The sequence below is a fragment of the Burkholderia sp. AU33423 genome (assembly GCF_002223135.1).
GTDB classification, from domain to species: domain Bacteria; phylum Pseudomonadota; class Gammaproteobacteria; order Burkholderiales; family Burkholderiaceae; genus Burkholderia; species Burkholderia lata_D.
Genome location: NZ_NKFH01000007.1, coordinates 309,062 through 335,482 on the forward strand (window position 1 = coordinate 309,062; position 26,421 = coordinate 335,482).

Annotated in this window: 24 protein-coding genes; 12 read left to right on the forward strand and 12 right to left on the reverse strand. The window is 66.8% G+C overall.

Annotated elements, in window-relative coordinates; all coding sequences use genetic code 11:
• Positions 1 to 48 precede the first annotated feature (48 nt).
• From CFB50_RS19850 to CFB50_RS19870, 5 genes are all read left to right on the forward strand, one after another.
• Complete coding sequence (locus tag CFB50_RS19850) at positions 49 to 489, forward strand: GNAT family N-acetyltransferase (protein WP_089446954.1); 441 nt, start codon at positions 49 to 51, stop codon at positions 487 to 489.
• 341 nt (positions 490 to 830) lie between these two features.
• Positions 831 to 1,421, forward strand: coding sequence for a class I SAM-dependent methyltransferase (locus CFB50_RS19855; protein ID WP_069250594.1), 591 nt, complete (start codon positions 831 to 833; stop codon positions 1,419 to 1,421).
• Between the two features lie 154 nt (positions 1,422 to 1,575).
• Positions 1,576 to 3,009, forward strand: a complete 1,434-nt coding sequence (locus CFB50_RS19860) for an alkaline phosphatase (protein WP_069250595.1) — start codon at positions 1,576 to 1,578, stop codon at positions 3,007 to 3,009.
• A gap of 32 nt (positions 3,010 to 3,041) precedes the next feature.
• The gene (locus CFB50_RS19865) at positions 3,042 to 4,433 is read left to right on the forward strand and encodes an alkaline phosphatase (RefSeq protein WP_069250596.1); all 1,392 of its coding nucleotides are present in this window, start codon (positions 3,042 to 3,044) and stop codon (positions 4,431 to 4,433) included.
• 33 nt (positions 4,434 to 4,466) lie between these two features.
• On the forward strand, positions 4,467 to 5,234 hold the full coding sequence (locus CFB50_RS19870; protein ID WP_069250597.1) for a hypothetical protein: 768 nt from the start codon (positions 4,467 to 4,469) through the stop codon (positions 5,232 to 5,234).
• A 130-nt stretch (positions 5,235 to 5,364) separates the two neighbouring features.
• Here CFB50_RS19870 and CFB50_RS19875 read toward each other — a convergent pair whose 3' ends face one another.
• The 5 genes from CFB50_RS19875 to CFB50_RS19895 form a co-directional block, all read right to left on the reverse strand.
• Positions 5,365 to 6,504, reverse strand: coding sequence for an acyltransferase family protein (locus CFB50_RS19875; protein ID WP_089446955.1), 1,140 nt, complete (start codon positions 6,502 to 6,504; stop codon positions 5,365 to 5,367).
• Positions 6,501 to 7,310, reverse strand: coding sequence for an OXA-1043 family class D beta-lactamase (gene blaOXA, locus CFB50_RS19880; RefSeq protein WP_089446956.1), 810 nt, complete (start codon positions 7,308 to 7,310; stop codon positions 6,501 to 6,503). The genes CFB50_RS19875 and blaOXA overlap by 4 nt, the downstream gene beginning before the upstream one ends.
• Before the next feature lie 161 nt (positions 7,311 to 7,471).
• A complete protein-coding gene (locus tag CFB50_RS19885; protein ID WP_069250600.1) occupies positions 7,472 to 7,684 on the reverse strand; it encodes a hypothetical protein in 213 nt (70 codons plus the stop codon).
• A 225-nt stretch (positions 7,685 to 7,909) separates the two neighbouring features.
• Complete coding sequence (locus tag CFB50_RS19890) at positions 7,910 to 8,899, reverse strand: RDD family protein (protein WP_179254205.1); 990 nt, start codon at positions 8,897 to 8,899, stop codon at positions 7,910 to 7,912.
• Between the two features lie 505 nt (positions 8,900 to 9,404).
• Positions 9,405 to 10,556: a porin gene (locus tag CFB50_RS19895; protein ID WP_069250602.1), complete on the reverse strand. Its 1,152-nt coding sequence runs from the start codon at positions 10,554 to 10,556 to the stop codon at positions 9,405 to 9,407.
• Between the two features lie 546 nt (positions 10,557 to 11,102).
• Between CFB50_RS19895 and CFB50_RS19900 the strand changes: the two genes are divergently transcribed.
• The 3 genes from CFB50_RS19900 (at position 11,103) to CFB50_RS19910 (ending at position 14,008) form a co-directional block, all read left to right on the forward strand.
• Positions 11,103 to 12,140 (forward strand): ABC transporter substrate-binding protein, encoded by a 1,038-nt coding sequence (locus tag CFB50_RS19900; RefSeq protein ID WP_069250603.1) that lies wholly within the window; start codon positions 11,103 to 11,105, stop codon positions 12,138 to 12,140.
• Between the two features lie 66 nt (positions 12,141 to 12,206).
• Positions 12,207 to 13,172, forward strand: a complete 966-nt coding sequence (locus CFB50_RS19905) for an ABC transporter permease (RefSeq protein WP_069250604.1) — start codon at positions 12,207 to 12,209, stop codon at positions 13,170 to 13,172.
• A 14-nt stretch (positions 13,173 to 13,186) separates the two neighbouring features.
• Positions 13,187 to 14,008: a quaternary amine ABC transporter ATP-binding protein gene (locus CFB50_RS19910; RefSeq protein ID WP_069250605.1), complete on the forward strand. Its 822-nt coding sequence runs from the start codon at positions 13,187 to 13,189 to the stop codon at positions 14,006 to 14,008.
• 180 nt (positions 14,009 to 14,188) lie between these two features.
• Here CFB50_RS19910 and CFB50_RS19915 read toward each other — a convergent pair whose 3' ends face one another.
• The 3 genes from CFB50_RS19915 to CFB50_RS38850 all read right to left on the reverse strand — a co-directional run bounded on the left by CFB50_RS19915 (position 14,189) and on the right by CFB50_RS38850 (position 16,933).
• Positions 14,189 to 15,121, reverse strand: a complete 933-nt coding sequence (locus CFB50_RS19915) for an MBL fold metallo-hydrolase (RefSeq protein WP_069250606.1) — start codon at positions 15,119 to 15,121, stop codon at positions 14,189 to 14,191.
• Positions 15,122 to 15,601: 480 nt separating this feature from the next.
• Positions 15,602 to 16,189: a class I SAM-dependent methyltransferase gene (locus CFB50_RS19920; protein ID WP_179254206.1), complete on the reverse strand. Its 588-nt coding sequence runs from the start codon at positions 16,187 to 16,189 to the stop codon at positions 15,602 to 15,604.
• Positions 16,190 to 16,513: 324 nt separating this feature from the next.
• Positions 16,514 to 16,933, reverse strand: a complete 420-nt coding sequence (locus tag CFB50_RS38850) for a hypothetical protein (RefSeq protein WP_143750993.1) — start codon at positions 16,931 to 16,933, stop codon at positions 16,514 to 16,516.
• 29 nt (positions 16,934 to 16,962) lie between these two features.
• Here CFB50_RS38850 and CFB50_RS39555 point away from each other — a divergent pair, with 29 nt between their 5' ends.
• The 4 genes from CFB50_RS39555 (at position 16,963) to CFB50_RS19940 (ending at position 20,348) form a co-directional block, all read left to right on the forward strand.
• A complete protein-coding gene (locus CFB50_RS39555) occupies positions 16,963 to 18,207 on the forward strand; it encodes a hypothetical protein (RefSeq protein ID WP_069250608.1) in 1,245 nt (414 codons plus the stop codon).
• A 258-nt stretch (positions 18,208 to 18,465) separates the two neighbouring features.
• A complete protein-coding gene (locus tag CFB50_RS40085) occupies positions 18,466 to 18,927 on the forward strand; it encodes a hypothetical protein (protein ID WP_231937926.1) in 462 nt (153 codons plus the stop codon).
• Between the two features lie 3 nt (positions 18,928 to 18,930).
• Positions 18,931 to 19,623, forward strand: a complete 693-nt coding sequence (locus tag CFB50_RS19935; RefSeq protein WP_069250610.1) for a C39 family peptidase — start codon at positions 18,931 to 18,933, stop codon at positions 19,621 to 19,623.
• 8 nt (positions 19,624 to 19,631) lie between these two features.
• Positions 19,632 to 20,348: a hypothetical protein gene (locus CFB50_RS19940; RefSeq protein ID WP_231937880.1), complete on the forward strand. Its 717-nt coding sequence runs from the start codon at positions 19,632 to 19,634 to the stop codon at positions 20,346 to 20,348.
• Between the two features lie 95 nt (positions 20,349 to 20,443).
• On the opposite strand, the gene CFB50_RS19945 is transcribed toward CFB50_RS19940, so the two are convergent.
• The 4 genes from CFB50_RS19945 to CFB50_RS19960 form a co-directional block, all read right to left on the reverse strand.
• Positions 20,444 to 21,808 carry an acetate kinase gene (locus CFB50_RS19945; RefSeq protein ID WP_069250612.1) on the reverse strand — a complete coding sequence of 455 codons (1,365 nt, stop codon included), beginning with the start codon at positions 21,806 to 21,808 and terminating at the stop codon, positions 20,444 to 20,446.
• Between the two features lie 273 nt (positions 21,809 to 22,081).
• The gene (locus CFB50_RS19950; protein ID WP_069250613.1) at positions 22,082 to 23,749 is read right to left on the reverse strand and encodes a GMC family oxidoreductase; all 1,668 of its coding nucleotides are present in this window, start codon (positions 23,747 to 23,749) and stop codon (positions 22,082 to 22,084) included.
• Positions 23,750 to 23,764: 15 nt separating this feature from the next.
• Complete coding sequence (locus CFB50_RS19955; protein ID WP_069250614.1) at positions 23,765 to 24,982, reverse strand: mandelate racemase/muconate lactonizing enzyme family protein; 1,218 nt, start codon at positions 24,980 to 24,982, stop codon at positions 23,765 to 23,767.
• Positions 24,979 to 26,310: an MFS transporter gene (locus tag CFB50_RS19960; RefSeq protein ID WP_089448373.1), complete on the reverse strand. Its 1,332-nt coding sequence runs from the start codon at positions 26,308 to 26,310 to the stop codon at positions 24,979 to 24,981. Before CFB50_RS19960 ends, CFB50_RS19955 begins: the two co-directional genes overlap by 4 nt.
• Positions 26,311 to 26,421 lie beyond the last annotated feature (111 nt).

The window sequence follows — 26,421 nt, forward strand, 5'->3', positions numbered from 1 at the left end:
TGCCGGGGTGCGTTCGCGTCCTCAACACGCATTGAACAACACAAGAAAATGGCAATCGAGATTCGCGCCTACGAGGCATCCGACCTGAACACGCTGTCGGCCATCTGGTTCGATGCATCGCTGCTCGCGCATCCGTTTCTCGGCGAGGCGCGGCTGCGCGAACAGCGCATGCTGATCGAGGCGGTGTATCTACCCCAGGCGGAAACCTGGGTCGCGTGCCGGGCCGGCGAACCGGTCGGCTTCATCGGTCTGCTCGATGGTTCAATCGGCGGATTGTTCGTCGCGCCGGCGTCGCATGGCCAAGGGGTCGGCCGCGCGCTGGTCGAGCATGCGCTCGCGCTCAAGGGCGCGCTCGATCTCGAGGTGTACGCCGACAATCGCGATGCCCGCGCGTTCTATGCACGGCTCGGCTTCGAGGAGGTTTCGCGGCGCGACGAGGATGACGAAGGCTTGCCGTTCGCGAACATCCTGATGCGCGCGACGCGTTGAGCGAGCGGGCATGCCGACGGCCGACGATCTCGCCGCGATCGATACTGCACTGCAGCAGATCCGGATCGTCGGCGAGCGTTATCCGGCGCATTTCCAGCAGCGCATCGACCGCTGACCGGGCGCGCGCCAGCTGATCCGGCACGAATTGGTCAGGCAAATCAGGGTCAATCTTCACGTCAGCTTAAGTTTGCGTTTCCTAGAATCGATTGACCGTCGCGTGTACAGCGACGGACCGATTCGCCCAGGAGGATGCGCATGAACCCTACCCGTATCGCCGTAGCCCAGTTCCGCGCGGTCATCGGCACGCCGCCGCTGACCGCGCAAGCGCCGGAGGCCCGCCGATGATGTGGCCGAACGCGTGGCGTGTCTCGGCACTGTTCGTGCGCGAGTGGGTCGGCCGTCCGGCCGCGGTGGGCGCGTTGTGCCCGAGTTCGCGGCAGCTGGCGCGCGAGATGGCCGACGCGGTGCCGGACGGCGACGGGTTGGTCGTCGAGCTCGGCGGCGGTACCGGCGCGATCACCGCGGCGTTGCTCGAACGCGGCGTCGTGCCGCAGCGGCTCGTGGTGGTCGAGCGTTCGCCGGCGTTCGTCCAGCATCTGCGGCGACGCTTTCCGGGCATCTCGATCGTGTCGGGCGACGCGCGGCAGCTCGAGCGGCTGCTGCCGCCCGATGCGCGCGTCGACGCGATCGTGTCGTGCCTGCCGCTGCGCACGCTGCCGCGTCAGGACGTGACGGCGATCGTCGATCAGTGCCATCGCGTGCTGTCCGCCGACGGCGTGATGATTCAGTTCACGTACGACCTGCGGCCCCCCGGCCGTCATCCGCTCGGCGACTCGGCATTTGTTGCCTGCGGTAGCCGGATCGTGTGGGCAAACATACCGCCTGCGCGCATCGTGACCGTACGCAGCGTCACCGTCGAACACGCGGAATGACGCCGCCGCGCGCGGGGCGCCCGACCGTGGCGCCCCGCCTTCGTCTTTCATAAGTCCTTCGAATCCTTCCAATCACCCTTCACATTGCCGTCACATCAGGTTCCTACCATCGCCTTTCATTTCGAAAGCATCAATGGCGGGGGGAACCGGCGACATGAATCGAATCAAACTGGCGGCGCTGCTGTGTGCCGGCGCCTTTGCACTGGCCGGATGCGGCAGCGACGACGGCCCGACCAGCACGGCGCCCGGCCCCGCGCAGGCGGCCGCGCGCAACGTGATCTTTTTCCTCGGCGACGGCATGGGGATCACGACGCTGACGGCCGCGCGCATCTATGCGGTCGGTGAAGACGGCGCGCTCACGATCGACACGCTGCCCGAAACCGCGTTCGTGAAGACCTATTCCAACGATGCGCAGGTGACGGACAGCGCGCCGTCGATGTCGGCGTACATGACCGGCGTCAAGACCAACAACGAAGTGATCTCGATGTCGCCGGACACGAAGGCGATCGAGCCGACCGCGAGCCTCACCGGCAACTGCGGTGCGAACAACGGCAAATCGGCGACGACGCTGCTCGAGATCGCGAAGGCGAAGGGGCTGGCTACCGGTGTCGTGACGACCACGCGCGTCACGCATGCCACGCCCGCGGCGACGTACGCGCACGTGTGCCATCGCGACGCCGAGAACGACATCGCCGCGCAACTCGTGCCGGGCGGCGCGGGCTACAACGGCGCGCTGGGCGACGGCGTCGACGTCGTGCTCGGCGGCGGCACGCAATTCTTCGTGCCGAAGGACGGCGGCGGCAAGCGCACCGACGGCCGCAACCTGGTCAACGAACTGAAGGCGAAAGGTTATGCGGTCGCGCAGAACCGCGACGACTTGCTGGCCGCCGACGCGACGAAGGGCGGCAAGCTGGTCGGCCTGTTCTCGTCGAGCCACATGAGCTACGACCTCGATCGCGGCGCGACCAAGGAGCCGAGCCTCACCGACATGGCGACGCGCGCGCTCGACGTGCTGCAAAAGAATCCGAACGGCTATTTCCTGATGGTCGAAGGCGGCCGGATCGACCACGCGCTGCACGACACCAATGCGAAGCGGGCGCTGCAGGACACGGTCGCGTTCGACAACGCGATCAAGGCCACGATCGACAAGGTGCGCAAGACCGATCCCGACCTGAAGAACACGCTGATCGTGGTGACGGCCGACCACGACCACACGCTGGTGCTGAACGGCTATGCGGCGCGCACCGGCAAGACCGAGGCGGGCAAGCCCGGCGTGCTCGGCGTGCTACGCAGCTACCAGACCGGCTCGGTCGCGAAGGACGCGGACGGCGCGCCGTACACGATCATCGGCTTCGGCAACGGCGAGAACCGCGTGCAGGGCAGCCGCGCGGGCACGGCGCTCACCGACGCGGTGACGGGCGCCGACGACTATCGCCAGGAGGCGGTCGTGCGCATGGACAAGGGCAGCGAGACGCATGGCGGCACCGATGTGTTCCTAGGTGCGATCGGCCGCGGCGCGGATGCGTTCCACGGCGTGATCGAGAACAACAAGGTCTTCGAGCTGGTGCGCAACGCGGTGCAGCTGTGAGCGCCGACCATACGGGTACAGGGGAATACAGGATGTCGACCATCAAGTGCATCGCGGCGGCGCTGGCCGTCGCGGGTTTCGCGTGCGGCGCGGCGCAGGCCGCCGGCCAGGCGAAGAACGTGATTTTCTTTCTCGGCGACGGCATGGGGCCGACGACGGTGACGGCGAGCCGGATCTACAAGGTCGGTGAGTCGGGACAACTGACGATGGAGAAGCTGGCCCGCACCGCGCGCGTCAAGACCTTCTCGAACGACGCGCAGACGACCGACAGCGCACCGTCGATGGCCGCGTACATGACCGGCGTGAAGATGAACAACGAAGTGCTGTCGATGTCGTCCGACACGCGCGCGGTCGCGCCGGGCAATGACGCGAACGGCAACAAGACCGTCAACAACTGCGCGCCGGGCAACGGCCAGCCGGTCGCGACGCTGCTGGAACTCGCGAAGGCGCGCGGCAAGGCGGTGGGTGCGATCACGACGACCGAACTCACGCACGCGACGCCCGCCGCGACCTATTCGCACATCTGCCATCGCGATGCACAGTACGACATCGCCGCGCAGGCGGCGCCGGGCGGCGCGGGCTACAACGCGGCGCTCGGCGACGGCGTCGACGTGCTGATGGGCGGCGGCCGCAACCACTGGACGCCGTTCGATCCGGTGGCCAACAAGCGCGGCCGCGCGGACGGGCGCAACCTGCTCAACGAGATGAAGGCGAAGGGCTACACGGTCGTCGCGACCCGGGATCAGCTCGCGCAGGCCGGCAACGGCAAGCTGGTCGGTCTCTTCAGTTCGACGAGCCACCTCGAGTACGAACTCGACCGCGTCGCGGGCAAGGGCGAAGGGCCGACGCAGCCGAGCCTCGCCGAGATGACGTCGAAGGCGATCGACGTGCTGTCGAAAAATTCGAACGGCTACTTCCTGATGGTCGAAGGCGGCCGGATCGATCACGCGCTGCACGGCACCAACGCGAAGCGCGCGCTGGAAGACACGGCGGCGTTCGACGAAGCGATCCGCGTCGCGCTGTCGAAGGTCGACCTGTCGAACACGCTGATCGTCGTGACGGCCGACCACGACCACACGATGACGATCAACGGGTATTCGAAGCGCGGCAACCCGATTCTCGACATCAGCCGCAACTATCGCGACGGCCAGCCGAGCAAGGACGCCGACGGCAACACCTACACGACGCTGGTGTTCGGCAACGGCGCGAACCGGCCGAACGTGCGCGCGTCGGTCGATTCGGCCACCGCGACGAACGAGGCGTATCTGCAGGAAGTGGGCGTGCGGATGGGCAGCGCGGGCTCGGAGACGCACGGCGGCGGCGACGTGATGCTGTTCGCCGACGGCGCGGACGCGAAGGCGTTCAAGGGCACGATCGACAATACGAAGGTGTTCGGTCTCGTGCGCTCGGCGTTCGGTTTCTGAATCCGTTGACTGCATGAGGAACGGGAGCGCCCGATGAAACGTCAGCTTCTCTGCGCGCTCGCTTGCGGGTGGATTACGCTGCCGGCCCTTGCAGCGGCCGATCTCGACGCGGTGCTGGTGCACGAGAGCCGCGCGGTGTCGGCCGATGGCGTGACGCGCACGACGATGTATCGCGAACGGATGGTGCGGCGCGACGGGCACGTGTGGGTCGAGCGCGTGCTGCCCGTCGCGGCGGCGGGCGGTCACGGTAGTGATCACGACCATGATCATGACCACGACGCGGGTGGTTCGCGCGAGACGCCGCAACGTGCCGGCGTGCAGCCGGCCTCTGCCCATGCCGCCCATGCGGGCCACAAGCATTTCAACTTCCAGGCGGCGGCGCGGCACGTGACGTACGATGGCAAGACGGCGCGCATCGAGTACGTGGACACGGCGAGCCGGACGGTCGTCAGCGTGCCGCCGGCCGAGTATGAAACCACGGGCTTCGACGGCTCGTGGGACAACGCGTATTACGTCACGCCGCCGTCGCAGTTGAAACGGCTCGCGGTGGCGAAGCGCGGCGACGTGCCCGGCACCCGCTGGTACGAGCAGGCGGTCGACACGCCCGGCGCGCGCGGCGTGAACCGGATCCTGTGGAGCGAGACGCTGCAGGCGCCGCTGTCGGTCGAATACCGGAGCGCCGATGGCCGCGTCGTGCGCAAGCTGACGCTGACACCGGCGCCGGCCGCGCGGCGCGAGACGTTGCCGTGGCAGGCGCTCGCCAGCTATACGCGCAAGGAATACGCGGATTATCTCGACTGATCGACGATGTCGACCGTCTGTACGCGGGGCTTGCGGTCAGGCCGGCCGGTGTCGTCAAGCGATACGGCCGGGCCCTGGCCGATTTTTTTCTTCTTCTCCCGGCGACCCGGCAGCGCCGGCCGATGACGCGCTAGAAGCGCGCGCCGTCCGGCACGCGCGTTGAGAGCCGCGACGCGACCCGCTTGATGAAGCGGTCGAGCGGTGTCGCATAGCCGCGCGCGATCGCCGCGCTCAGCGCCGCCGATAACACCAGATACGCAATCAGCAACAGCAGCTTCACGTCGCCGTGCGTGGCCGACGGCGGCCAGAACGTGCGCAGCCCGCCGAGCACGATCAGGTGGAACAGGTACAGCTCGTAGCTCAGCTTGCCGGCGCGGCCCAGCGGCGCAAGCAGGCGGCCCTGCACGCGCTCGCCGTTGACGTGCGCGCCGATCAGCAGCACGGCCGTGCCGAGCGCCATCGCGGTGACGCCGGCGACATGGCTTTCCGCGATCGGCCAGGCCAGATAGAGCGTGGCCATCGCTACCGCGACGAGCCACTGCACGAGTGGTGCGGCCAGCCGCTGCCCGTTCGCGCGCTCGGCCAGCAGCGCGGTGCAGCAGCCGATCGCGATCCCGTCGAACGACGCGAAGTACGCATAGAGGAACCCGCCTTCATCACCGGCATGCGTGAAGCGGTACACGGGCCCGATCGCGGCGACGACCACCCAGAACGCGACGAGCCGCGCATCGCGGCGCAACGCGATGCACAGCAGCGGAAACGACAGGTAGAACACCTCTTCGACCGACAGCGACCACAGCACGCCGAGCGCGTAATTGACCCACCCGTACGCGCCGATCAGCACGTTCATCCAGAACGTCAGCGATGCGAGATTCACGAGCCAGAACGACACGGCGATGCCCTCCGGCGCATGGTTCTGGAAGATCGGCACGCCGGCCGCCGCGAGGCCGTTGACGAGCGCGAGCAGCAGGAGCAGGCACGGGACGATGCGCGCGATACGCGACACGTAGAACGCACGCACGTCGACCGCGCCGAGGCTGCCCCAGCGGCGGCGCGCATTCGACGTGATCAGGTAGCCGGAGATCACGAAGAACATCGTCACGCCGTAGTTGCCGTTGCGCGCGATCGCATGCACCGTGTCCCAGCCGATTGCGCGTGCGAGCGACGTGTCGCGCAGCGAGTAGGGGATGTTGAAGTGGTGCAGCAGCACGAGCACGATCGATACGCCGCGCAGCAGGTCGATCCGCGCGTTGCGCGGGCCGGTGCTCATTGCGGCTTGCCCGGTTCGGCGAGGGCAGGAACCGTCGCCAGGAACGTATCGCGTGCGCGCAGGCCGGCGTTCGGCGTCCGCCGCTCGTCGTCCTGGATCAGGTACGCGAACGCGACCTTGCGCGGCCCCTTGGCCGCCCAGCCGACGAACCAGCCGTATGCGTGCGACGCGTCGTACTTGCGCCCCGGCGACCCGGTGCCCGTCTTGCCGTGCACGATCCAGCCGTCGGGCTGCGTGTCGATCAGCGTGATGCGCTCGGTCATGTCGTACGCGTGCGCGCTGACGGGCAGCGTCCGGTTCGCGATCTTGCGCATGAAGCCGACCTGTTCGAGCGGCGAGATGCGCAGCGACGCGTTGACCCATGCCCCCATCACGCCGTTCAGTTCGCCGGTCGGACTGGTTGCGTCCGCGTTGCCGTAGCCGAATGCGGTCGTGTACTGCTGGAAGCGCGCCTGCCCGAGCGCCTGCGTGACCTGCTGCGAGTACCAGAAGATCGACAGCTTCATCCAGCGCGCGGGGTCGGTCGGCTCGCGCCACGGGGCGCCACCCCAGTCGGGGTAGCCGGCGTGGAAGTCGAGCGTCGGTGTGTGCTCGTCTTTCAACACACCCGCATCGAAGCCCATCAGGCTGATGGCGACCTTGAACGTCGACGCCGGCGTCACACGGGTCGCGCAGTCGCCTTGCTGTACGAGCATCTGGCCGGTGGCGGCATCGGCGACGACGGTGCAGATCGGGCGGGCATGGGAAGTCGCGGCGGCCAGAAGGCCGGCGGCGAAGGTGAACAGCGCGCGGCGCCAGTGCTTCAAGTGACACTCCTTCGGATGGGGTGGCACACAGTGTATCGACGGATGGCTGGCTGTCGACCTGTCACGGTTGACGGGGCGGCAGGCGGTTCATGACACGGGATGACACGATCGAACCCGGATATCCGGGGACGTCGTGCAGTCACGGGGCAATGCGCCGTTGATCAATATCCGGCAACGGCGTAATAGATCCCGAGGCACGCAACGGCGATGAGCGGGAGCGCGATGAGGATGAAGGCAATGCGACGGATGCCGTGCAGGCGAGTCAGGCCGACATACAGGCTGAGGGATCCGAAAAAAAGCGTCACCGGCCAGTAGATGGCGCCGTAAAGGACCGGGATGACCCAGATCGGCAGGTCGATGCTGATGTCACTCATTCAGGATGCTCCATTGTCTGTATGGACGGGCGTTCGATCGTGTTCAGGTGGCGCCGCGATCTGACGACTCGACGCCCGATAAGCGTTCCGCATGGGCCTGCACGCGCCGGAATCGCTGGCCGCGTGCGCTGGCGTCGGCATCGTTGCATCCGCTGTGCGCCCGTTCGCTTTCGTCCGGCGGACTAGCATGGCGCAACGGAGTGAGATGCGGTCACGCATGCGTCCTCACGTCGACCCGGTGGCGGCGGTCGCGGCCCAGTCTGCGGGCGAGCGACCCATGAAAAACTGGTTTCGCCACGTCGCAATGCCAAGATTGACCGCGCGGACGCTGACCACGTTGACGAGATCCTGTTTTCGCAGCCAGGCCGATGCGGAAAGCGCTGCGTGTGCAACAGCGGTCGCCCCGGCCTTGTTCAGCAGTGTCGGCGTGTTCGAGAGCACGGTGATGGTGGCGATCGCCTTTGGCGTCTGGTCCGCCGGGCCGACCACACGCATGTTGCCGATCCAGACGCCGCTCTGGATCACGCCCGGAACGGTGGATGCTGCCCGCTGGATCTGCCGGATATCGGCCATGCGATCGTCATCGATCAGCCGCGTTGCGGCAAAACGACTGCCGGCGAACAGAAGCAGGCCAAGGGCAGCCAGGATCGCCCAGTGCTTCCGGCCAACCGGAGCGGCCTCCTCGACGGAGGTCGCGACACGCACGACCCTGCTGGCGGTGAGCAGATCCTGTACGGTCTGGCGGCTCGGCCGGTTGAACACGAGCAGATACAGCAACGCCATGCCCCAGAAGAACATGACCGCGCCGTTTGCGGTGGCGAGCCATTCCGTGCCCGGCTCGTGAAGCGCGGGCAGGTCGATAAAGGCGATGCCGCCGAGTATCAGCGGAACGGCGATCAGCGCGTACCGTGCCCACGCGCGGAGGTACCCGGGACCGGGTCCGTCAGGGGCGGTGCTGTCGGCAACACGGATCTGCATCACCCGCTTGCCGAGCGATTGGTGTCGACTCCCGCCCTCGAGCAGGCCAAAGTAAATGGAACCGATCAGGAAGCCGATCATTCTTCCCCATTCGCCAATCGTCGAAAGGGCATCGAAGAACAGGATTGCGATCGCTAGCCCGATCAATCCGAGAAGGATTGAATCGATCGAAAAGGCGGCGGTTCGTCGCCAGAAACCGGCGGCACCGTGCGATTTTTGGTTTTCGTTACGGTCCATTGCAGTAGCCCCCGATGTGTTGTGTAAGTCGAGCCGTTTGGGCTCTTTGCGGCGCGAGGCCGTCGGATTGCCGATGCCGCTACCGCCCCGGTGGTGACAGGCAGATGATATCGGCCGGCTTGACGCGGAATTGCTAACTATTGTGAGCACTGCGCAAGCGCGAACGTCCTTCATCCCGCAAGCGGTGCGTCTGCGATCGACCCGAACGCGGCACGGGATGCGCTGCCACATGGGCAGCGCAAGCCCTGCGAACGTATCGGCGCGGGCATGGGATCGAGACAGGCCCCGACGGACATGAAAGGCTGGAAACGATTGTCGTGGATTTTCGTGAGGCCGTCGAACGCGTGGGTCCGGCTCGACGCGGTAGCGGCTGTCGCGCACGCACACCGGAATCCGGCGAGGAACCACGAAAAAGCCCGCCGGCAGGCTGGCGCTTGCGGGCGGGCAAAGACACCTCGGGCAGACCCGCGCGGGTGTCGCGTGAAGAACGGAGAACCGGGTTACATCAGAACTTGTGGCGCAGCGCGACGCGCACGGCCACCTGGTTCGACGTCGACGACGGCGCGTCGGTACCGGGGATGAACGCGTTGTCGAGGATCGAGTTCGTCTTGTCGCCGGCGATGTGCTGGTACGCGGCCTGCACGTACACGTCGGTGCGCTTCGACAGGTTGTAGTCGGCCATCAGCCCGGCCGAATGGATCTTCGGCTTCGCGTTGCCGGTCGATGCGTCGTACTTCTCGAGCGACAGCACGTATTGCGCGCCGACCATGAACGCCGGGGTGACCTGATACGAGCCACTCACCTCGAAGTTCTGGTACTTGATCGCGCTGACCGTCGCGCCCGGGGCGATGATCGCGCCCGGCGTGCCGAGGTAGCCGTTGCCGGTCGGGTTCTTGTAGTTCGAGTTCGTGTACGCGAAGCCGACCGTCGCCTGGCCGAACGTGTAGTTGATGCCCGCGCCGAACACGCGCATGCGCTCGGCGATGTAGCTCGCGTCGTTCGTGGTGATCGCGCCGGCCGAGCCGTCGCCCGGGCGGTTCGCCTGCAGGTACGCGGCGCCGATCAGCAGGCCGTTGTTCTGGTACTGCGCGCCGAAGCTGTACGCACGGTTGTCCGAGAAGTTCGTGCTGTTGCTGAAGCTGTATGCGCCGCCGAACTGGAAGCCGCCGAAGTTCGGGCTCGCGTACTTCACCGTGTTGTCGAGGCGGAACGAGTTGTCGGTGTTGTCGTTGTCGAACGGGTGCGCGAGCAGGTAGCCGCCCCAGTTACCGTTGGCCGTGGTCGGCGCGAGATAGTCGACGACGGAGTCGTACTGGCGGCCGAACGTCAGCGTGCCGTACTGCGTCTGGCTCAGGCCGACGTACGCCTGGCGGCCGAACATGCGGCCGCCCTGGTTGAGCCGGCCGCTGTTCACGTCGAAGCCGTTTTCGAGCTGGAAGATGGCCTTCATGCCGCCGCCGAGATCCTCGCTGCCCTTCAGGCCCCAGCGGCTGCCCTGCGCGTAGCCGCTCGCCATTTCGTAGACGTGGCCGGTGCCGACGTTGTTCGTGTAGTTCAGGCCTTCGTCGATCACGCCGTACAGCGTGACGCTGCTTTGCGCGAACACGGGGGCCGCGAAGGTTGCAGTTACGGCGAGCGCCGTCAGGGTCTTTTTCATTGAGATCTCCGGGATATCCAGCTGGTATCGGTTGTCGTGAGCGCGTCCGGCGAGGCGCGCCCCGTCATCCGGGGCGACCCGATGCAGCGCGCGCGGCGGCGCGGCAACCGGCAGCGTCGGGTCGTGTCTCCTCCGATGACACCGCGCATTCTTCCCAAGCCGAACAGGAATCGAAAGCGAGTAATTTCGATGGATGGGATCGGGTTCGCCAATGGGGTCGCGACAGGCCGTTTCGACAGTCGAAACGGGGGCGCGGCCCGACGGTTCGAGGCCGGCCGGGCAAGCGCCGCGCGAGATCGCGTCGCCGCCCGCGCGGCGCCTTGAACGGGCTCGGAAAATCGGCCGCGAGGCCCGTCCGGCGGGCCTGACAGGACGCCCGAGGATCGATTGACGCTGCCGATTGCAATGATCGGAATTACTCGTTTCCCTAAACAAATTGGCGGCTGAAACATGCAGGCTGACCGGACGTGGATGCGTTCACGCTTCGCCGGTCGCCGCGCATGCCGCGACGCACAAACAACAGATTCGATTTGGAGACGACCCACCATGCAGATTCGACGACTGAAAACGGTCCTTCTCGCCGCCGCGGCGATCCTGTCCGCGCCTGCCGCCCACGCGGCCGGCGGCGCGTGCACCGACGGCAAGACGGTCCATTTCGCGGGCATCACATGGGAAAGCGGGTCGTTCGCGACCGAAGTGCTGCGGCAGATCATGGAGAAGGGCTACGGCTGCAAGACGGACGTCGTGCCGGGCAGTACGGCCGCCACCGAAACGGCGCTCGCGCGCAACGACCTGCAGATCTGGGCCGAGCAGTGGACGGGCCGCAGCGAGATCACCGCGAAGGCCGTCTCGTCGGGCGCCGTGAAGCTGATCGGCGACACGCTGCCGGGCGGCACCACGGAAGGCTGGTTCGTGCCCGACTACGTGGTGAAGGGCGATCCGGCACGCAACATCAAGCCGGTCGCGCCGGGGCTCGTGTCGGTCGACGATCTGCCGAAGTACAAGCAGGTGTTCGCCGACGAGGAGGAACCGGACAAGGGCCGCTTCCTGAACTGCCCGACGGGCTGGGACTGCGAGCGCGTGAACACGCGCCTGCTGCGCGTGCTGAAGCTCGACCAGTCGTACACGAACTTCCATCCGGGCACCGGTGCGGCGCTCGACGCGGCGATCGCGTCCGCGTACCAGCGCGGCGCGCCGATCGTGTTCTATTACTGGGGCCCGGCCGCGCTGATGGCGAAATACAAGTTCACCGCGCTGAAGATGCCGGCCTATAACGAAGCATGCTGGAAGACGTTGCGCGACGAGAGCAGCACGCACCAGTGCGCGTCGTCGTACATGGTGTCGCGGCTGACGGTCGGCGTGTCGAAGCCGTTCGCCGATGCGAACCCCGATCTCGTCGGCGTATTCGGCAAGGTGCGATTCCCGATGGACTTCCTGAACCAGACGATCCTCGAGATGACCACGAAGAAGATCGACGGCGCGGCGATGGCCACGCAGTTCCTGAAGACCCGCCAGGACATGTGGAAGCAGTGGGTGCCGGCCGACGTCGCGCAGAAGATCGCCGGCAGCCTGAAGGGCGCGTAACCTGCGCACGGCGGCGGGCCCGCGCCCGCCGCCGTCACGCGCCTTCGCGGCGCGACGGAGAATCAAATGAACGGCTTCTTTCTGCACCTGTCGATCGCCGACTGGGTGAACAGCGCGCTCGAGACTTTCGTCGCGCAATACGGCGACGGCTTCCATCACTTCAGCGTACTGGTGCTGCGCTACCTGCTCGTGCCGCTCGAAGGCGCACTGCGCGTGGCGCCGCCGTGGCTCGTGCTGCTGGTCGTCGGCGCGATCGCGTGGAATGCGACACGCCGCATCGGCCTCGGCGCGCTCTTCATGCTGCTGCTTTACGTGATCGGCTGCTTCGGCCTGTGGGACAAGCTGATGCAGACGCTCGCGCTGATGCTCGTCGCGACGGTGCTGTCGGTCGCGATCGGCGTGCCGGTCGGCATCCTCGCATCGCGCAGCGCGTGGCTGCGCCGGATGCTGCTGCCGGTGCTCGACGTGATGCAGACGCTGCCGAGCTTCGTGTACCTGATCCCGGTGCTGATGCTGTTCGGGCTCGGCAAGGTGCCCGCGATCCTCGCGACGATCATCTATGCGCTGCCGCCGCTGATCCGCCTGACCGATCTCGGCATCCGCCAGGTCGATCCGGACGTGACGGAAGCCGCGCGCGCATTCGGCACGACGCGCTGGCAATTGCTCGTCAACGTGCAGTTGCCGCTCGCACGGCCGAGCATCATGGCCGGCATCAACCAGACGACGATGATGGCGCTGTCGATGGTCGTGATCGCGTCGATGATCGGCTCGCGCGGGCTCGGCGAGGACGTGCTCGCGGGCATCCAGACGCTCGACGTCGGCAAGGGCACGCAGGCGGGCCTCGCGATCGTGATTCTCGCGATCGTGATCGACCGGATCAGCCAGGGCTTCGGCCAGGAGCGCCGCGCACGGCGGCGGCTCGCGCAGCAGCGCCGGCAGAAGGGCGCGTCGCGCGTGCCGTACCGGCTGCCGCGCAAGGCGCAGTCGGCGGGCGTCGATTCGAATCAGGCGACGCAGTCGTCGCATGCATAGGAACGGAGGCAGACATGGCGACCATCGACGTCAAACACGTGTACAAGCTGTTCGGGCCGCAGGCCGCGCATGCGCGCGTGCTCGACCTGCTGCGCTCGGGCAAGCGCAAGGCCGAGGTGCTGGCCGAAACGGGCTGTAACGTCGGGCTCAACGACGTGAGCCTCGGCATCGAGTCGGGCGAGATCTTCGTGATCATGGGACTGTCGGGCTCGGGGAAATCGACGCTCGTGCGGCACTTCAACCGGCTGATCGAGCCGACGGCCGGCGAGATCGTGATCGACGGCAGCGACGTGATCAAGCTCGACGCGCACGGGCTGCGCGAGCTGCGTCGTTTCAAGGTCAGCATGGTGTTCCAGAACTTCGGGCTGCTGCCGCACCAGACCGTGCTCGACAACGCCGCGTATGCGCTGCGCACCCGCGGCGAGAAGCGGCACGATGCGGCCGAGGCCGCGCGCAACTGGCTGACGAAGGTCGGGCTCGACGGCTATGGCGATCACTATCCGGACGAGCTGTCGGGCGGGATGCGGCAGCGCGTCGGGCTCGCGCGCGCGCTGGCGGCCGATACCGATGTGCTGCTGATGGACGAGGCGTTTTCCGCGCTCGATCCGCTAATCCGTACCGAGATGCAGGATCAGTTGCTCGAGCTGCAGGCGACGCTGTCGAAGACGATCGTGTTCATCACGCACGATCTGGACGAAGCGCTGCGCATTGGCGACCGGATCGCGATTTTGCGTGACGGCACGCTCGTGCAGGTCGGGACGCCGGACGATATTCTGTCCAGGCCGGCTGATGATTATGTCCGGCGGTTCGTGGAGAAGCGCACGAGTGTGAATTGACGAGGGCGTCCGGGCGGGAAGCCGGGACGGGAGCATGAAGCACGGCACGCCGCGACAGGCGGCGTGCCGTTTTTCGGCACCACGGCGACGGCACGCGATCGTCCACGAAAAACCGCCGCACGTCTCGTGGACGTGCGGCGGTCTCGTCGTGATCGTCGAACGCCGATCCGTGACCGGTAATCAGTAATCCCACAGAACTGGCACGAACCGGAATCCGTCGCCGTCCTTTGCGATATGACCGATGGACGGAAACGCGACATGCGCGGCGGCCAGCAGCGCGCCGGTTTCGGCGGCTTCATTGAACAGCGCGATACGCACGGCGACAGCCGCTTCAGGATCGTGCTCGAAGCCGTTTTGCCACTCGGGATGATCGAAATTGACTTCGAAGATCGCATCGCCCGCGAACGTCAGCTTCTCGCCGTTCGATGCGATGTCCACGACGCAGTGCCCGGGCGTGTGCCCGCCCGTCACGCGCGCCGACACGCCTGCGGCGACTTCCACGGTCTGATCGAACTGGACGATGTTTTCACTGTAGAGCGCCACGAACTTCTCGGCCGCCTTGCGGAGTGCCGGGGGCACCGTTTCCGGCATCACCGTCTTGCTGAAGTCGGGATTTTTCCAGAACGCCACTTCCGCGGCCGACACGTGAATGCGCACGTCCGGGCGCAGCTTGGCCTTGACGCCGTCGACATTCAGGCCGCCGACGTGATCCATGTGCATATGGGTGATCACGATATCGGTGAGCGCGGACAAGTCGATGCCGGCCGATTCCAGACGCATCACCGTCTTCCCGGCGCGCGTGAAGTATTCGAAGCCGTCGCCCACGCCTGAGTCGATCAGGATCAGGCGTTCGCCGCTGCGCACGAGTGCGATGTTCAGCGCCCAGTCGAACATGTCGCGTTGCAGGAAGCGGCCGTCGAACCAGGCATTGCGGTCCGCTTCGCTCACGTTGGTGGACATGGTGGAGGTCGGCAGCGGCAGGATGCCGTCGCTGATCAGCACGACGTCGACGTCACCCACGCGGACGGCGTAGCGGGACGGCACGAGTTCGCCTGAACCTGCCTTGCCGAGGTTGGAGACAACCGGCTGAACATTGCGGGTGGTTTCGCTCATCATCAATAGTCCTATTTATCAAGTGGGGTAAGTCGCATTGCAGGGTGCCGTTCACGAGCACGACCACGAATTTCGCGCGTTTCGCTGCGCTCGCCTTTCAACCGGGCGTGAGAAGGATTGTAGTCAGGGGGATGAAAGGCGGAAGCACCGGGCGTGCACACATCATGTTGTTCGACCGGCAACAATCGACGACGGGCGGGAAACGGGGGGCAACGCGGGAGGCGGGCGGATCGACCTGCCGTTCACCGACCGCGACGCTTCATATCCGAAGACGGTTGCATGGCGGCTGCGCGCCGCGCCTGCGATGATGGGGCCGGACGCGCATGCGCTCGCCCATCCGCTTGCGAGCCGGAATCCCCCTGCGAAACGCGAAGCGGCTTGCCGACCCGTGGCCGCGTTCCGCCCGCCGCTCCCCGGCAAGCGCCGAAGCCGCATGTCTGCCGGTGTGCGGCGAGCGTCGCCGGTTTCGACGTGCGGCCGCTACTTCGTGCCGAGCACGCAAGCGAGCGGATGCGACGGTACCCCGTTGCGATGGATGGTGATCGACGCGAAGCCGGCGTCGGTCATGAGGCGAGCCAGCGTGTCGGGCCGGTACGCATCGTACGGCGCGCGCTCGATGTCGCGTACGGTGATCGCGGCGATGCCACCGCTTCTGACGACGCGGCGCAATTCACCCAGGCCGAGCGCCGGGTTGCGCCAGAAGTAGATGCAGTTGATCGAGAACACCTTGTCGAACGCGTCGTCCGCGAACGGAAGCGCGTCGACGGAGCCGAGCGAGAGCCGTACGCGGCCTTGCTCGATGAACGCGCGATTCAGCTGCTTTGCGGCGGCCAGCATGGTCGCGGAATGATCGACGCCGGCGATGCGGCAGGATGGTGCGGCTTCAGCGGCGAGCCTGATCGCGTCGCCGGGGCCGAACCCGACTTCGAGTGCCTGCTCGCCGTCGCCGATCGCGAGCAGCGACAGCGTCCACAGGTTGTCCGGCCGGTTGTGCCGGCGCATGATGCGGCCGACAATCCGTCCGACGAGGCCCCGCGGCAGGCCGAGTTGCCGAAGATGAGTGGTCATGGCGTTCTCCTTCGCGACGACATCCTGTCTCGTCCGGCGGACGAGTATGTGAGAAGGTTCGTGGCGAAGCGCGAGCGTGAATTGAGCCGTCGCGAGGACGACGCAACGAAGCGCGGGGCGCCGCGTGCGTTTTCGAGCGGCCGCCGGCGGGCACTCGTACACGAGTGAACTGCCGGCGGCCCATGGGTTCCGTGCGGTGCACCGCAGCGGGACGTACGTTGCCATTCCTTCGCGTCTGCCGGCCGAAATCCTCCTACCTGTCGATCACCCGATCCGCGCGTGCCGGCGCTCGCCGCTGACGGGCGCCGAAGAAAAGGCGCCCTATCACATTCGAAACATTTCCGAATGGCGCTTTATCCGGGTTTTTAACGCCTTGGCGGAATGAATTCCCGCACGTCCTTGTCTAGGCGTGCGTTTGCGGTCGAGATCGAATATCCGGCGCGACAGGCATACCCGAATGCGCCCCGACGGCAATCTCAAAAATGAAACATGGCGCACGTGCCGTTCCCGCGCCGGCCTGATCGGCAAGCCCTTGAATGCAAACGGGAAAGGCTTCTGCGCCTCACGGATGCCACGGTACCGTGCCGATCGGCACGTTTCAGCGTTGAAACATGAGTGGCGTGGCGGCGTCGCGCGGGGCAGGCCATGTCGCGTGAAAAATCCCACGGTCTCTTTGTATTCGGGCCGCTTGGAGAATTGGCATCGCCGATGCGTGATGTCGCCCGGATTGGTGCGGTCGGCCAAGCCGTTCCTCGTTACTTCAGGAGGATTTCATGCGTAAGACTTTATTGGCGTCCGCTGCGCTTCTCGCCTTGGGATGCAGCGGCTACGCGATAGCGAATCCATGCAGCAGCAATGCCAGTTCGACGTGCAGCCAGAAAGCGGATGACGGATCGAACACGCTCAGCAACGCGGTCAGCTCAAGCCAGACCAGCTCCACCGGGTCCAATGCAAATGAGGTCTCGCCTGGCGCGAGCGTCTATCAGGATTCCTACAACAGTACCAAGATCGTCGCGATCAGCAAACTCGACGGGTACGTGAGCAATGTCCAGGTCTGGGGCATTGGCAACAACGCGACCAATTCGGGCAGCGCGGCCGGCGGAAGCGGTGGCAAGGGCGGCAACGGCTACGGCTACGGCGGCGTGGGCGGTAACGGCGGCGGCGGCGGCGCGGGCGGCGCCGGCGGGAAAGGCGGCAGCGCGCATAACGGCAGCGCCACGGCGGGCAACGCCAGCAACGGCAGTGCGACGGCCGGCACCGGCAACGGCGGTGGCGGCGGAACCGGCGGCTCACCTGACGCCAGCGGCGGGACTGGCGGCAATGCCACGGCGAGCGGCGGCTATGGCTCCGGCAAGGGCGGCGGCGCCATCGCGGCTTCGGTCGGCGTAGGCGGCTCCGGCACGGGCACCGGCACAGGCTGGGGCGGTGGCACCGGCGCGGCCGGTGCCGGTTCCGCGTGGGCCAAGAATCATGGCAGCGGAAGCGCGTCGGCATCGGCCGGCAGCGGCACCGGTACGGGCACGGGCACCGGCAGCGGTTCGGGTAGCGGCACGGGCGGCGGAGGGTCGGCGGGTACGTCGACGGCTTCGGGCGGATCGGGCTCGGGTACCGGCGGCAGCGGTGCGGCCGCGGGTGGCACCGGCGGCGCGGCGACGGCCGCGGCGGGCAACGGCGGAGCCGGCGGCGCGGGCACGGGCGGCGGCGCGACGAACGGTGGCGCGACGACGACGGCCAGCAACGGCAGCGCTACCGCGGGTAGCGGCGCGGTGGGCGCGATGGGTGGCGCGGGCGGCGCAGGTGGCACCGGCAACGGCGGCGTCGGTAACGGCGCGGTCGGCGGCGCGGGTGGCGCAGGCGGAGCCAATACGGTCAATGCGGGGACATTCAACATGTCCAACGCAATGGCGAGCGTTGGCCAGACCGCGGCGGGCATCATGGTCGCCAACCAGAACAGCGGCATGGCGTCGCTCGTTCAGCAGGCTGTGACCGTGCAGGCGAACCTGTCGGTAGGACGTTAGAACGGCCGGTAGGTCCCGGCGAGCCGGATGCATCGACGCGGGCGCAGGTGATCCTGCGGCTCGCGTTCGATCGCGGATGGACTGACGTGCCGGCAAGGGCGGGACGGCCGAACGGCCGTCTCGCTCTCGTCGGCGCAGGCCGGGCCGATTTCCGTCGATCGACGGTCACGCGGATTCCGCTCCCCGTGCGCCCGGTTCGTGCCGGCTCGCGCAGGGACCAAGGAGACAGCCATGCGAATCCGAACGGCACTTTCGCAGGTGATATTGCCCGCAGCGCTGCTGCCGGGCCTGACGGTCCATGCCATGGCTGACGAGGTGCGAACCGTCGCGGTGGAGTCAGCAGTCGGCGTTGCGCCGGGCGCTGCCCCTTCCCCAACCGCCGCACGCGCGGATCAGGCCGATCCGGCCGCAGCCGTTGCAGCCCCGGCGACGGCGACACCCTCCGCGACTGGCGCCGCGACCGCGCAAGCGGCCCGCTTCGGCGTCGCGATGACGCCCGACCAGCTCGACGAGCATCGGGGTGGCGACGCGCTGATCGGCCAGAACTATCTGACCGGCACGGTGGCCGATAACGTCGCGAACCGGGTGTCGACCGGCTCGAATTCGATCACCGACGGCTCGTTCGCCAATGCGAGCGGTCTGCCGACGGTCATCCAGAATACCGGCGCGAACGTGCTGATTCAGAACGCGACGGTGCTCAACGTGCGCTTCGGGAATTGAGCGATGAGACAGGTTGCCGCCGCGTGCATCGTGGCGCTCGCGTACGCGCTATCCGGCCCGGTTGCATCGGCGGACGAGATGACGGTCGTCGATCCGGCGGGCGCCGGTTATGCGATGCACGTCACGAGTCTCAAGGAAGCGCGATTCAAGCGCACCATCAAGCAGCAGTTCGATTTCAGCTGCGGGTCGGCTGCCGTCGCGACGCTGCTGACTTATCAGTATGACTATCCGATGACCGAGCAGACCGCTTTCGCCCAGATGTGGGAGAACGGCAATCAGGAGAAGATCCGCCAGCAGGGCTTCTCGCTGCTCGACATCCGGCGTTTTCTCGAAGCGAACGGCTTCGTCGCGGACGGCTTCGAGTTGCCGTTGCAGACGCTTGCCAAGACGCACACGCCGGCGATCGTGTTGATCACCGAGCACGGCTATCACCATTTCGTGGTCGTGAAGGGGCTGCGTGACGGGCGTGTGCTCGTCGGCGATCCGGCCACCGGCACGCGGCCGATGTCGCTGGCGAGTTTCGAGCAGAAGTGGGAAGACCATGTGATTTTCGTGATCCACAACCGGCCCGAGCGCGCGGTGTTCAACGATCCGCGGGACTGGCGCGTTGCGCCCAGCGCGCCGCTCTACACCGGCATTGCCCGCGACGGCCTGTACAACGTCGTGATGCCGAAGCACGGCCCGAGCGACTTTTGAGGATCGTCATGAGATCCGAGACCAGGAGGATCGCCGGCATCGCCGCGATGGTATGCGGCGGGGCGACGTCCGTGAGTGCGGCGGCGATGCAGGACGGCGTGCCGACCGCGACTGTCGAGCCTGTCGCGCAGACGAGCACCGTCGTGCCGGCAGCCGCCACGAGCGCGGGCGTCGATACGGCGCCTGCAGAGTCGGGGGCCGGGGGCGTGCCGATCGTGCGTGCCGGGCCGCTCGCGATGACGGAGTGCGCGGCCGGGCCGCCGGCCCCGGAACCGGAGTCGGGCGGCGCGCAACCACGAAACTGGGCGGCAACCGGTGCGATCGCGCTCAGCGACGCGCGCCTCGATGCGATGCGCGGCGGCTTCGATATGCCGAGCGGCCTGAAGATTTCGTTCGGCGTGTCGCGTGTCGCGTTCGTGAACGGCACGCTGGTCACGACGACCAGCTTCAACATCCCGGACATCAGTCATATCACCGCGCAACAGGCGCAGGCCCTGGCGGCCGCGAACGCGGGCGCGTTGATCCAGGTCGGCGCCGGCAACGCCGCGCAGCCCGCCGCGCTGCCGGCGCTGACCGGCGCGGTGATCCAGAACACGTTGAACAACCAGCATATCCAGGCGCTGACGACGATCAACACGACCGTCAACACACTGGCGACGTTCAAGAACCTGAACGTGATGTCGACGCTGAACAATGCGCTGCTCGGCGCGTTGCCGGGGCGATGAGGTTCGGTGAGCGGTCGATGATCGGCGGATGAGCGGGTCATGGCACGCGGGTGCCGGCGTGCGTCGCGCGGCCCGCCGTCGGCGCATGTCGGCGATCAGAATGCAATCGGCACGCGCAGCGTCATGACCACGTCCGGCGTGTCGCGCGTGAGGCCGGCGCCGATCGACAGATTCAGCGTGGTCTTCGGTGACAGCCGGTACGAGTAACCGAGGAGCAGTGAACCGAGGATCACGCGTACCGAGCTGGGAATCGTCTGGCCGTTCTGTTTCGTGGGCAGCACGATGCTTTGGTCGTAGCCGAGGCTCACCGACGCTTTCTCGTTCAGCGCGAGGCCCATGCCGATGTTGAAACCCCAGATGTCGCCGGGTTGCAATTTCCCGATGAAGTCTTTCTGCCCGTCGCGAATCGTGAGGCTGAGATTGTCGCGGCTGAAGCTGTGCAGATAGCTCAAGTTGCCGAAGAACACCACCGGGTCGGACGGAAAGAGCCAGGTGAGACCCGGCTGGACCGCGTAGAAGCCCGAGCCCGTCGGCTGCTCGAGCGGCAGGCCGGTGCCGGTGGCATTGCCGACGCAGCGCGTGACGCAGTCGGTGACGACGTCGAACGGGCTCTTGCCGGTGGCGGTCTTGAAGCGCAGCCAGCCGATGTAATAGAACTTGTCGGGACCGCCGGTATTGAACTGGTAGCGCAGCGTCATTTCGACGTCGCCGAGGCCTTTGCCGTGGCTGTTGAACGCGTTGTCCTGGGCGGAACCGGTGAAGATCTCGCGGCTGATCGTGTCGTTCGTCGAGTACACGTAGGGGACGCGGACTTCGACTTCCATCCGGTTGGTGATCCCGTAGCGTACCGCGACCGCGCCGGTCAGCGTGGTCGTCTTGACTTCCCGCACGTCGACCAGGCCGATCAGCAGCGCGGGGATGATCGTGTAGCCGACGAGTGCGACGCGGTTCGACGACGAATAGTTGAACTGGAACGACGGCTCGACGACGAACTTGTGCTTCGGCGTCAGCACGCCGGGCTGATCGAAGATCGGCGCGACGGGCGGCGGTGCGGTTTCCGCCACCGGCGCCTGGCCGATCGGCTGGCTCGGTGGCGCGGCGGACCCGGCCGCGGATTGCACGTTGCCTGCCGTGCCGGGTGCGCCGCCCGGGGCGCCGGTATCGGCTGGCGGCGCCGCGTCGCCGGAGCCGCCGGCATCACCGGGGCCCGCACCGCGCCGGGCCGCGAGTCCCCGGTCGTCCAGCGCCCGGCTCAGGCGCGAGAGATGGGCTTCCTCGTCGGCCAGTTTGCGCTTGAGCGCGCTCAGTTCCTGCAGATGACGATCGACTTCGTGGCGCAGCGCGGAAATGTTCTCCTGGGTCGACTGGGCGTCCAGCGCCTGCGCCTGCGCTTGGGCCTGAAAGAGCAGCACGCTTGCATAGGTGATGGCACGGATGCAGCGAAATGGCATGCGTTTCACGGCGCGTCTCCCCCTCGGGCCTGCGGTTCCCCCCCGGGGGCACGCCGCCGGCAGGCCGGCGCGTGCGTTGCCCTGGATCGCTTCGCGTCACGCTACGCGTTTGCTGAACGCGCGTCACATCGCACGCGAGCCACCCGTTTCTCGGGGACTTTCGTCAAAACCGAATGCACGTTTCGAGCCTGTGCACACGGGTCGCGCGGCGTGTTCATGGCAGTGTTTTCCCGTGTGCCGACGGGCGTTGTCCCGATCGGACGATGCAGAGGGGGCGGCGCGTCAGTGCGGGACGGCTTCGCGGGTATGCGTCGGCGCGCCGGCGGTTTCCGTGCGTTGCGCGTCCGCCAGAATCAGGTCCGCGCCTTTCTCCGCGACCATCATCGTCGGCGCATTGATGTTGCCCGACGTGATGTTCGGGAACACCGACGCATCGACGATCCGCAGCGCCTGCAGCCCGTGCACGCGCAGCGACGCATCGACCACCGACGTCGCCGCGTCCGGCCCCATCGCGCACGAGCCGCACAGGTGATAGATCGAACCCGACTGCTCGCGGAAATACTGCAGGATGGCTTCGTCGGAATCGACCTGCGGCCCCGGCGAGATCTCCTCGACGGTCATCGACTTCAGCGCCGGCGCGCGCATCAGCGCACGGATCACCTTGCTGCCCTGCACGGCTTCGTCGAGATCCTTCTGCGTGGTCAGCGCGTTGATGTGGATCTTCGCGGCATCTTCCGCGCGGTTCGACGCGATCTCGATCGTGCCGCGGCTCGTCGGCCGGCACGGGTTGAACGCGATCAGGAAGCCCGAATACGGCTCGGGCTTGATGCTCGCGCGATCGCTCTTCGGAATCCGGTACGACAGCGGGTTGAAGTAGAGCTGGAGGTTCGGCTCCGGCGTATCGTCCGTACCGCGGAAGAAGCCGCCCGCCTGGTTCACGCTCATCGCGAGCGGGCCGCGCTTCGTCAGCAGGTAGCGCAAGCCGATCTTCATCTTGCCGATGAGCGTGCCCATCTCGTCGTTCAGCGTCGGCCGGTTCGCCTTGAAGTAGAAGCTCACGCACAGGTGGTCCTGCAGGTTGCGGCCGACGGCCGGCAGCGCATGCACGAGCGGCACGCGCTGGCGCGCGAGCAGCGACGGATCGCCCACGCCCGACAGTTGCAGCAGCTTCGGTGTATCGACCGCGCCGGCCGCGAGGATCACCTCGCGCGCGGCGACGAGCGTTTCGTCGCCGTGTTCGCCCGCGACGACCACGCCGGTCGCACGCGTGCCGTCGAACGTCACGCGCCGCACGAGCACGCCCGAGCGCAGCGTGAGGTTCGCGCGGCCCAGCGCGGGGCGCAGGTACGCGAAGCTGCTGGAGCAGCGTTCACCGTTTTTCGTGTTCAGGTCGTAGATGCCCGCGCCTTCGAACTGCGCGCCGTTGAAATCATCGGTGCGCGGCAGGTTCAGTTGGCCGCAGCCCTTCAGGAATTCGTGGACGATCGGGTGCACGTCGGCCTTCATCGACGTGATGTGGATCGGCCCGGTCGAGCCATGATGCTGCGGATCGGTCGTGCCGGCCGCGTGGGTTTCGAGCTTGCGGAAGTACGGCAGCACGTCGTCGTACGCCCAGCCCGGATTGCCGGCGTTCGCCCAGTCGTCGTAGTCGCTGCGCTGGCCGCGCACGTAGACCATCGCGTTGATCGACCCCGATCCGCCGACCACCTTGCCGCGCGGGCAGTACAGCTTGCGGTCGGCGAGCTGCGCCTCGGGCTCGCTGTAGTACATCCAGTTGTAGCGGCGGTTGTAGTAGGTCTTCGTGAAGCCGACCGGCACCTTGAACCAGAACGACGCGTCGCGTTCGCCCGCTTCGAGCAGCAGCACCGAGTGCCGGCCCGATTCGCTCAGGCGGTTCGCGAGGATGCAGCCGGCCGAGCCCGCGCCGACGATGATGTAGTCGTAGCTCATGTATGTCCTTTGCGCTCAGCCCTTCGCGGGGGCGAGATCCTTCACGTCGACGGGGTGTTCGCCCATCTGCAGGTGCAGCCGTTCGCCGGTGTACGGCGTGTGGCGGCGCACGACGTCCATGTCGAGCTCGATGCCGAGGCCCGGTTCGTTCGACGGGATGATGTAGCCGTCTTCCCAGCGGATCGGCGTCTTCACGACTTCCGCGTGGAAACCGCCCCACGTCATGATGCTTTCCTGGATCAGGAAGTTCGGCGTGCAGGTCGCGAGCTGGATGCTCGCGGCGGCGCCCACCGGCCCGTTGTACAGGTGCGGCGCGATCTGCGCGTAGTGCACTTCGGCGAGCGTCGCGATCTTCTTCGCTTCGAGCAGGCCGCCCACGCGCGCGACGTTCAACTGCAGGATCGATGCGCCGCCTGCTTGCAACAGCTTGTGGAATTCGTACTTGGTCGTCAGGCGCTCGCCGGTCGCGATCGGAATCGACGTGTGCTGCGCGACTTGCGCGATCGCTTCTTCCTGGCCGGGGGGAACCGGCTCCTCGAACCACAGCGGGTCGTATTTCTCGAGCCGCTTCGCGAGCCGGATCGCCGACGACGGCACCATCTGCCCGTGCGTGCCGAACAGCAGGTCGGCCTTGCTGCCGACGGCTTCGCGCACGCGTCGGCAGAACAGCTCGCAACGGTCGAGCACTTCCAGCGACAACTGGTGGCCCGAGTAAGCCGTGTACGGGCCGGCCGGGTCGAACTTGACGGCCGTGAAGCCGAGCTTCACGTTCTCGGCCGCGCATTCGGCGGCGAGGTCAGGGTCGTCGTAGTCGTATTCGCCCTTCGCGTTCTTCGGGTACAGGTACGTGTACGAGCGCAGCCGCTCGTGGATCTTGCCGCCGAGCAGCTCGTATACGGGCTTGCCGGCGGCCTTGCCGATGATGTCCCAGCACGCCATCTCGAGGCCGCTGACGACACCCATCATCGTGAGATCGGGGCGCTGCGTGAAGCCGCTCGAATACGCCTGACGGAACAGCCGCTCGACGTGGTGCGGATCGCGGTTCAGCAGGTGGCGTTCGAACACGTCGTCGATGATCGGGGCCATCGCCTTCGGGCCGAACGTCGCCGAATAGATCTCGCCGACGCCTTCGATGCCGTCGTCGGTCTTCAGCTTCACGAAGATCCAGTACATCCCGCCGACATGCGGCGGCGGCACGGCGACGATATGGGTTTCGAGCGAAACGATCTTCATGCGGACTCCTGGAGGCGGTTGAGGCGGGTTTTGAGGAACGCGGCCGCGCCCGCGCCGCAAAGCGCGATGGCCGCGATATAGCCGAAATAGAGCTGGTAGCCGTGCGCGCCCGGGTAGGTCTGCGTCACGTAGCCGTTGATCAGCGGCACGAACACGTCGGGCGAATAGCCGAGCACCGAGATCAGGCCGATCGCGAGGCCCGCGCAATGCGTCGGCACCTTGCAGTCGTCGAGCAGCGACCAGTACAGGCCGCGGATCGCGTAGGTGAGGATGCCGATGAACAGCACGAGCACGACGAGCATCGCCTGCGGGCTGTGTGCCGGTGCGGCGATCAGCCCGACGAGCGACAGCGCGGCAAGCACCAGCGCCCAGAACAGGACGGACACCTTCGATACGCGGTCGCCGAGGAAGCCGCCGCCGATGCCGCCGACGGGGCGCATCCACAGCTTGAGCGTCGTGATGAAGCCGGCCGCCGTTGCGCTGAGTCCGAAATTGCCTTCGTGCAGGTACGCGGAGAAGCTGTAGGTCGCCCAGAACACCTGATAGCCGCAGAACACGATCGCGGCGACGAGCCACAGCTCGGGGATCGCCGCGAGTGTCTTCAGGTCGGTCAGCACGTTGCCCTTGGCGCGCTTTGCGGCCACTGCGCGGTCGCCCGTGTTCGACGGGTCCTTCACGAGCGCGAGCAGCACGCCGAGCGCGATGCAGAAAAACGCGTACAGGTGGACGACGAGCTTGAAGCCGGCTGCATCGGTGCCGCCGCGCGCCTGCGTCACATAGGCGAACAGCGTGATGGCAATCGTCGCGAGCAGCGCCTCGACGAGGCCACGGCCGCCGTCGAGCAGACCGAAGAAGCGACCCTGTTCGTCTGGGCCCGCGATCATGTTCACGCGCTTGATCACGGCGGCCCAGAACGTGAGGCCGGTGGTCAGCCCCCAGCCGCCGAAGATCAGCACCAGCATGTCGAACGACGGCCCGGTCGCATAGACGAGCCCGAGCGCGCCGGTGGCGAGCAGCGAGAAGCAGATCAGCCAGCGCGGCGACAGGCGGTCGGCCAGCCAGCCGCTCGGCAAATAGCTGACGAGGAAGATCGTGCCGAGCGACGAATACAGGTAGCCGAGCTGCACGTCGTCGATACGGAAGAACTGCAGCATCGTCGGCTGGTAGACCTGCCGCAGATACAGCATCGGGTAGATGGCGCCCGCGGCGATCACGAGCAGCAGCAGTTGCAGGTAGCGTTGTGCGCGCGAATGCTGCGACGCGTGAGCGTCGAGCGCCTTGTCGTGCAACGCGAGCGACGCGTTGGGTGTCGACGGTTGGGTCGGCATGATGTCTTCCTCCATCAGGCGTCCTTTAGGCGGACGCCTGCAGATTTTTTATGTGCTGGTGGGGTCAGGGGCGGCGCGCGCGGCGTGGTGTTCGAGTGCGCGCGCCGGAAA

Bases quoted from the DNA above. Each gene is read 5' to 3' on its own strand.
- CFB50_RS19850 (WP_089446954.1), top strand. From the start codon at position 49: ATGGCAATCGAGATTCGCGCCTACGAGGCATCCGACCTGAACACGCTG.
- CFB50_RS19855 (WP_069250594.1), top strand. From the start codon at position 831: ATGATGTGGCCGAACGCGTGGCGTGTCTCGGCACTGTTCGTGCGCGAG.
- CFB50_RS19860 (WP_069250595.1), top strand. From the start codon at position 1,576: ATGAATCGAATCAAACTGGCGGCGCTGCTGTGTGCCGGCGCCTTTGCA.
- CFB50_RS19865 (WP_069250596.1), top strand. From the start codon at position 3,042: ATGTCGACCATCAAGTGCATCGCGGCGGCGCTGGCCGTCGCGGGTTTC.
- CFB50_RS19870 (WP_069250597.1), top strand. From the start codon at position 4,467: ATGAAACGTCAGCTTCTCTGCGCGCTCGCTTGCGGGTGGATTACGCTG.
- CFB50_RS19875 (WP_089446955.1), bottom strand. From the start codon at position 6,504: ATGAGCACCGGCCCGCGCAACGCGCGGATCGACCTGCTGCGCGGCGTA.
- CFB50_RS19885 (WP_069250600.1), bottom strand. From the start codon at position 7,684: ATGAGTGACATCAGCATCGACCTGCCGATCTGGGTCATCCCGGTCCTT.
- CFB50_RS19890 (WP_179254205.1), bottom strand. From the start codon at position 8,899: ATGGACCGTAACGAAAACCAAAAATCGCACGGTGCCGCCGGTTTCTGG.
- CFB50_RS19895 (WP_069250602.1), bottom strand. From the start codon at position 10,556: ATGAAAAAGACCCTGACGGCGCTCGCCGTAACTGCAACCTTCGCGGCC.
- CFB50_RS19900 (WP_069250603.1), top strand. From the start codon at position 11,103: ATGCAGATTCGACGACTGAAAACGGTCCTTCTCGCCGCCGCGGCGATC.
- CFB50_RS19905 (WP_069250604.1), top strand. From the start codon at position 12,207: ATGAACGGCTTCTTTCTGCACCTGTCGATCGCCGACTGGGTGAACAGC.
- CFB50_RS19910 (WP_069250605.1), top strand. From the start codon at position 13,187: ATGGCGACCATCGACGTCAAACACGTGTACAAGCTGTTCGGGCCGCAG.
- CFB50_RS19915 (WP_069250606.1), bottom strand. From the start codon at position 15,121: ATGAGCGAAACCACCCGCAATGTTCAGCCGGTTGTCTCCAACCTCGGC.
- CFB50_RS19920 (WP_179254206.1), bottom strand. From the start codon at position 16,189: ATGACCACTCATCTTCGGCAACTCGGCCTGCCGCGGGGCCTCGTCGGA.
- CFB50_RS39555 (WP_069250608.1), top strand. From the start codon at position 16,963: ATGCGTAAGACTTTATTGGCGTCCGCTGCGCTTCTCGCCTTGGGATGC.
- CFB50_RS19935 (WP_069250610.1), top strand. From the start codon at position 18,931: ATGAGACAGGTTGCCGCCGCGTGCATCGTGGCGCTCGCGTACGCGCTA.
- CFB50_RS19940 (WP_231937880.1), top strand. From the start codon at position 19,632: ATGAGATCCGAGACCAGGAGGATCGCCGGCATCGCCGCGATGGTATGC.
- CFB50_RS19950 (WP_069250613.1), bottom strand. From the start codon at position 23,749: ATGAGCTACGACTACATCATCGTCGGCGCGGGCTCGGCCGGCTGCATC.
- CFB50_RS19955 (WP_069250614.1), bottom strand. From the start codon at position 24,982: ATGAAGATCGTTTCGCTCGAAACCCATATCGTCGCCGTGCCGCCGCCG.
- CFB50_RS19960 (WP_089448373.1), bottom strand. From the start codon at position 26,310: ATGCCGACCCAACCGTCGACACCCAACGCGTCGCTCGCGTTGCACGAC.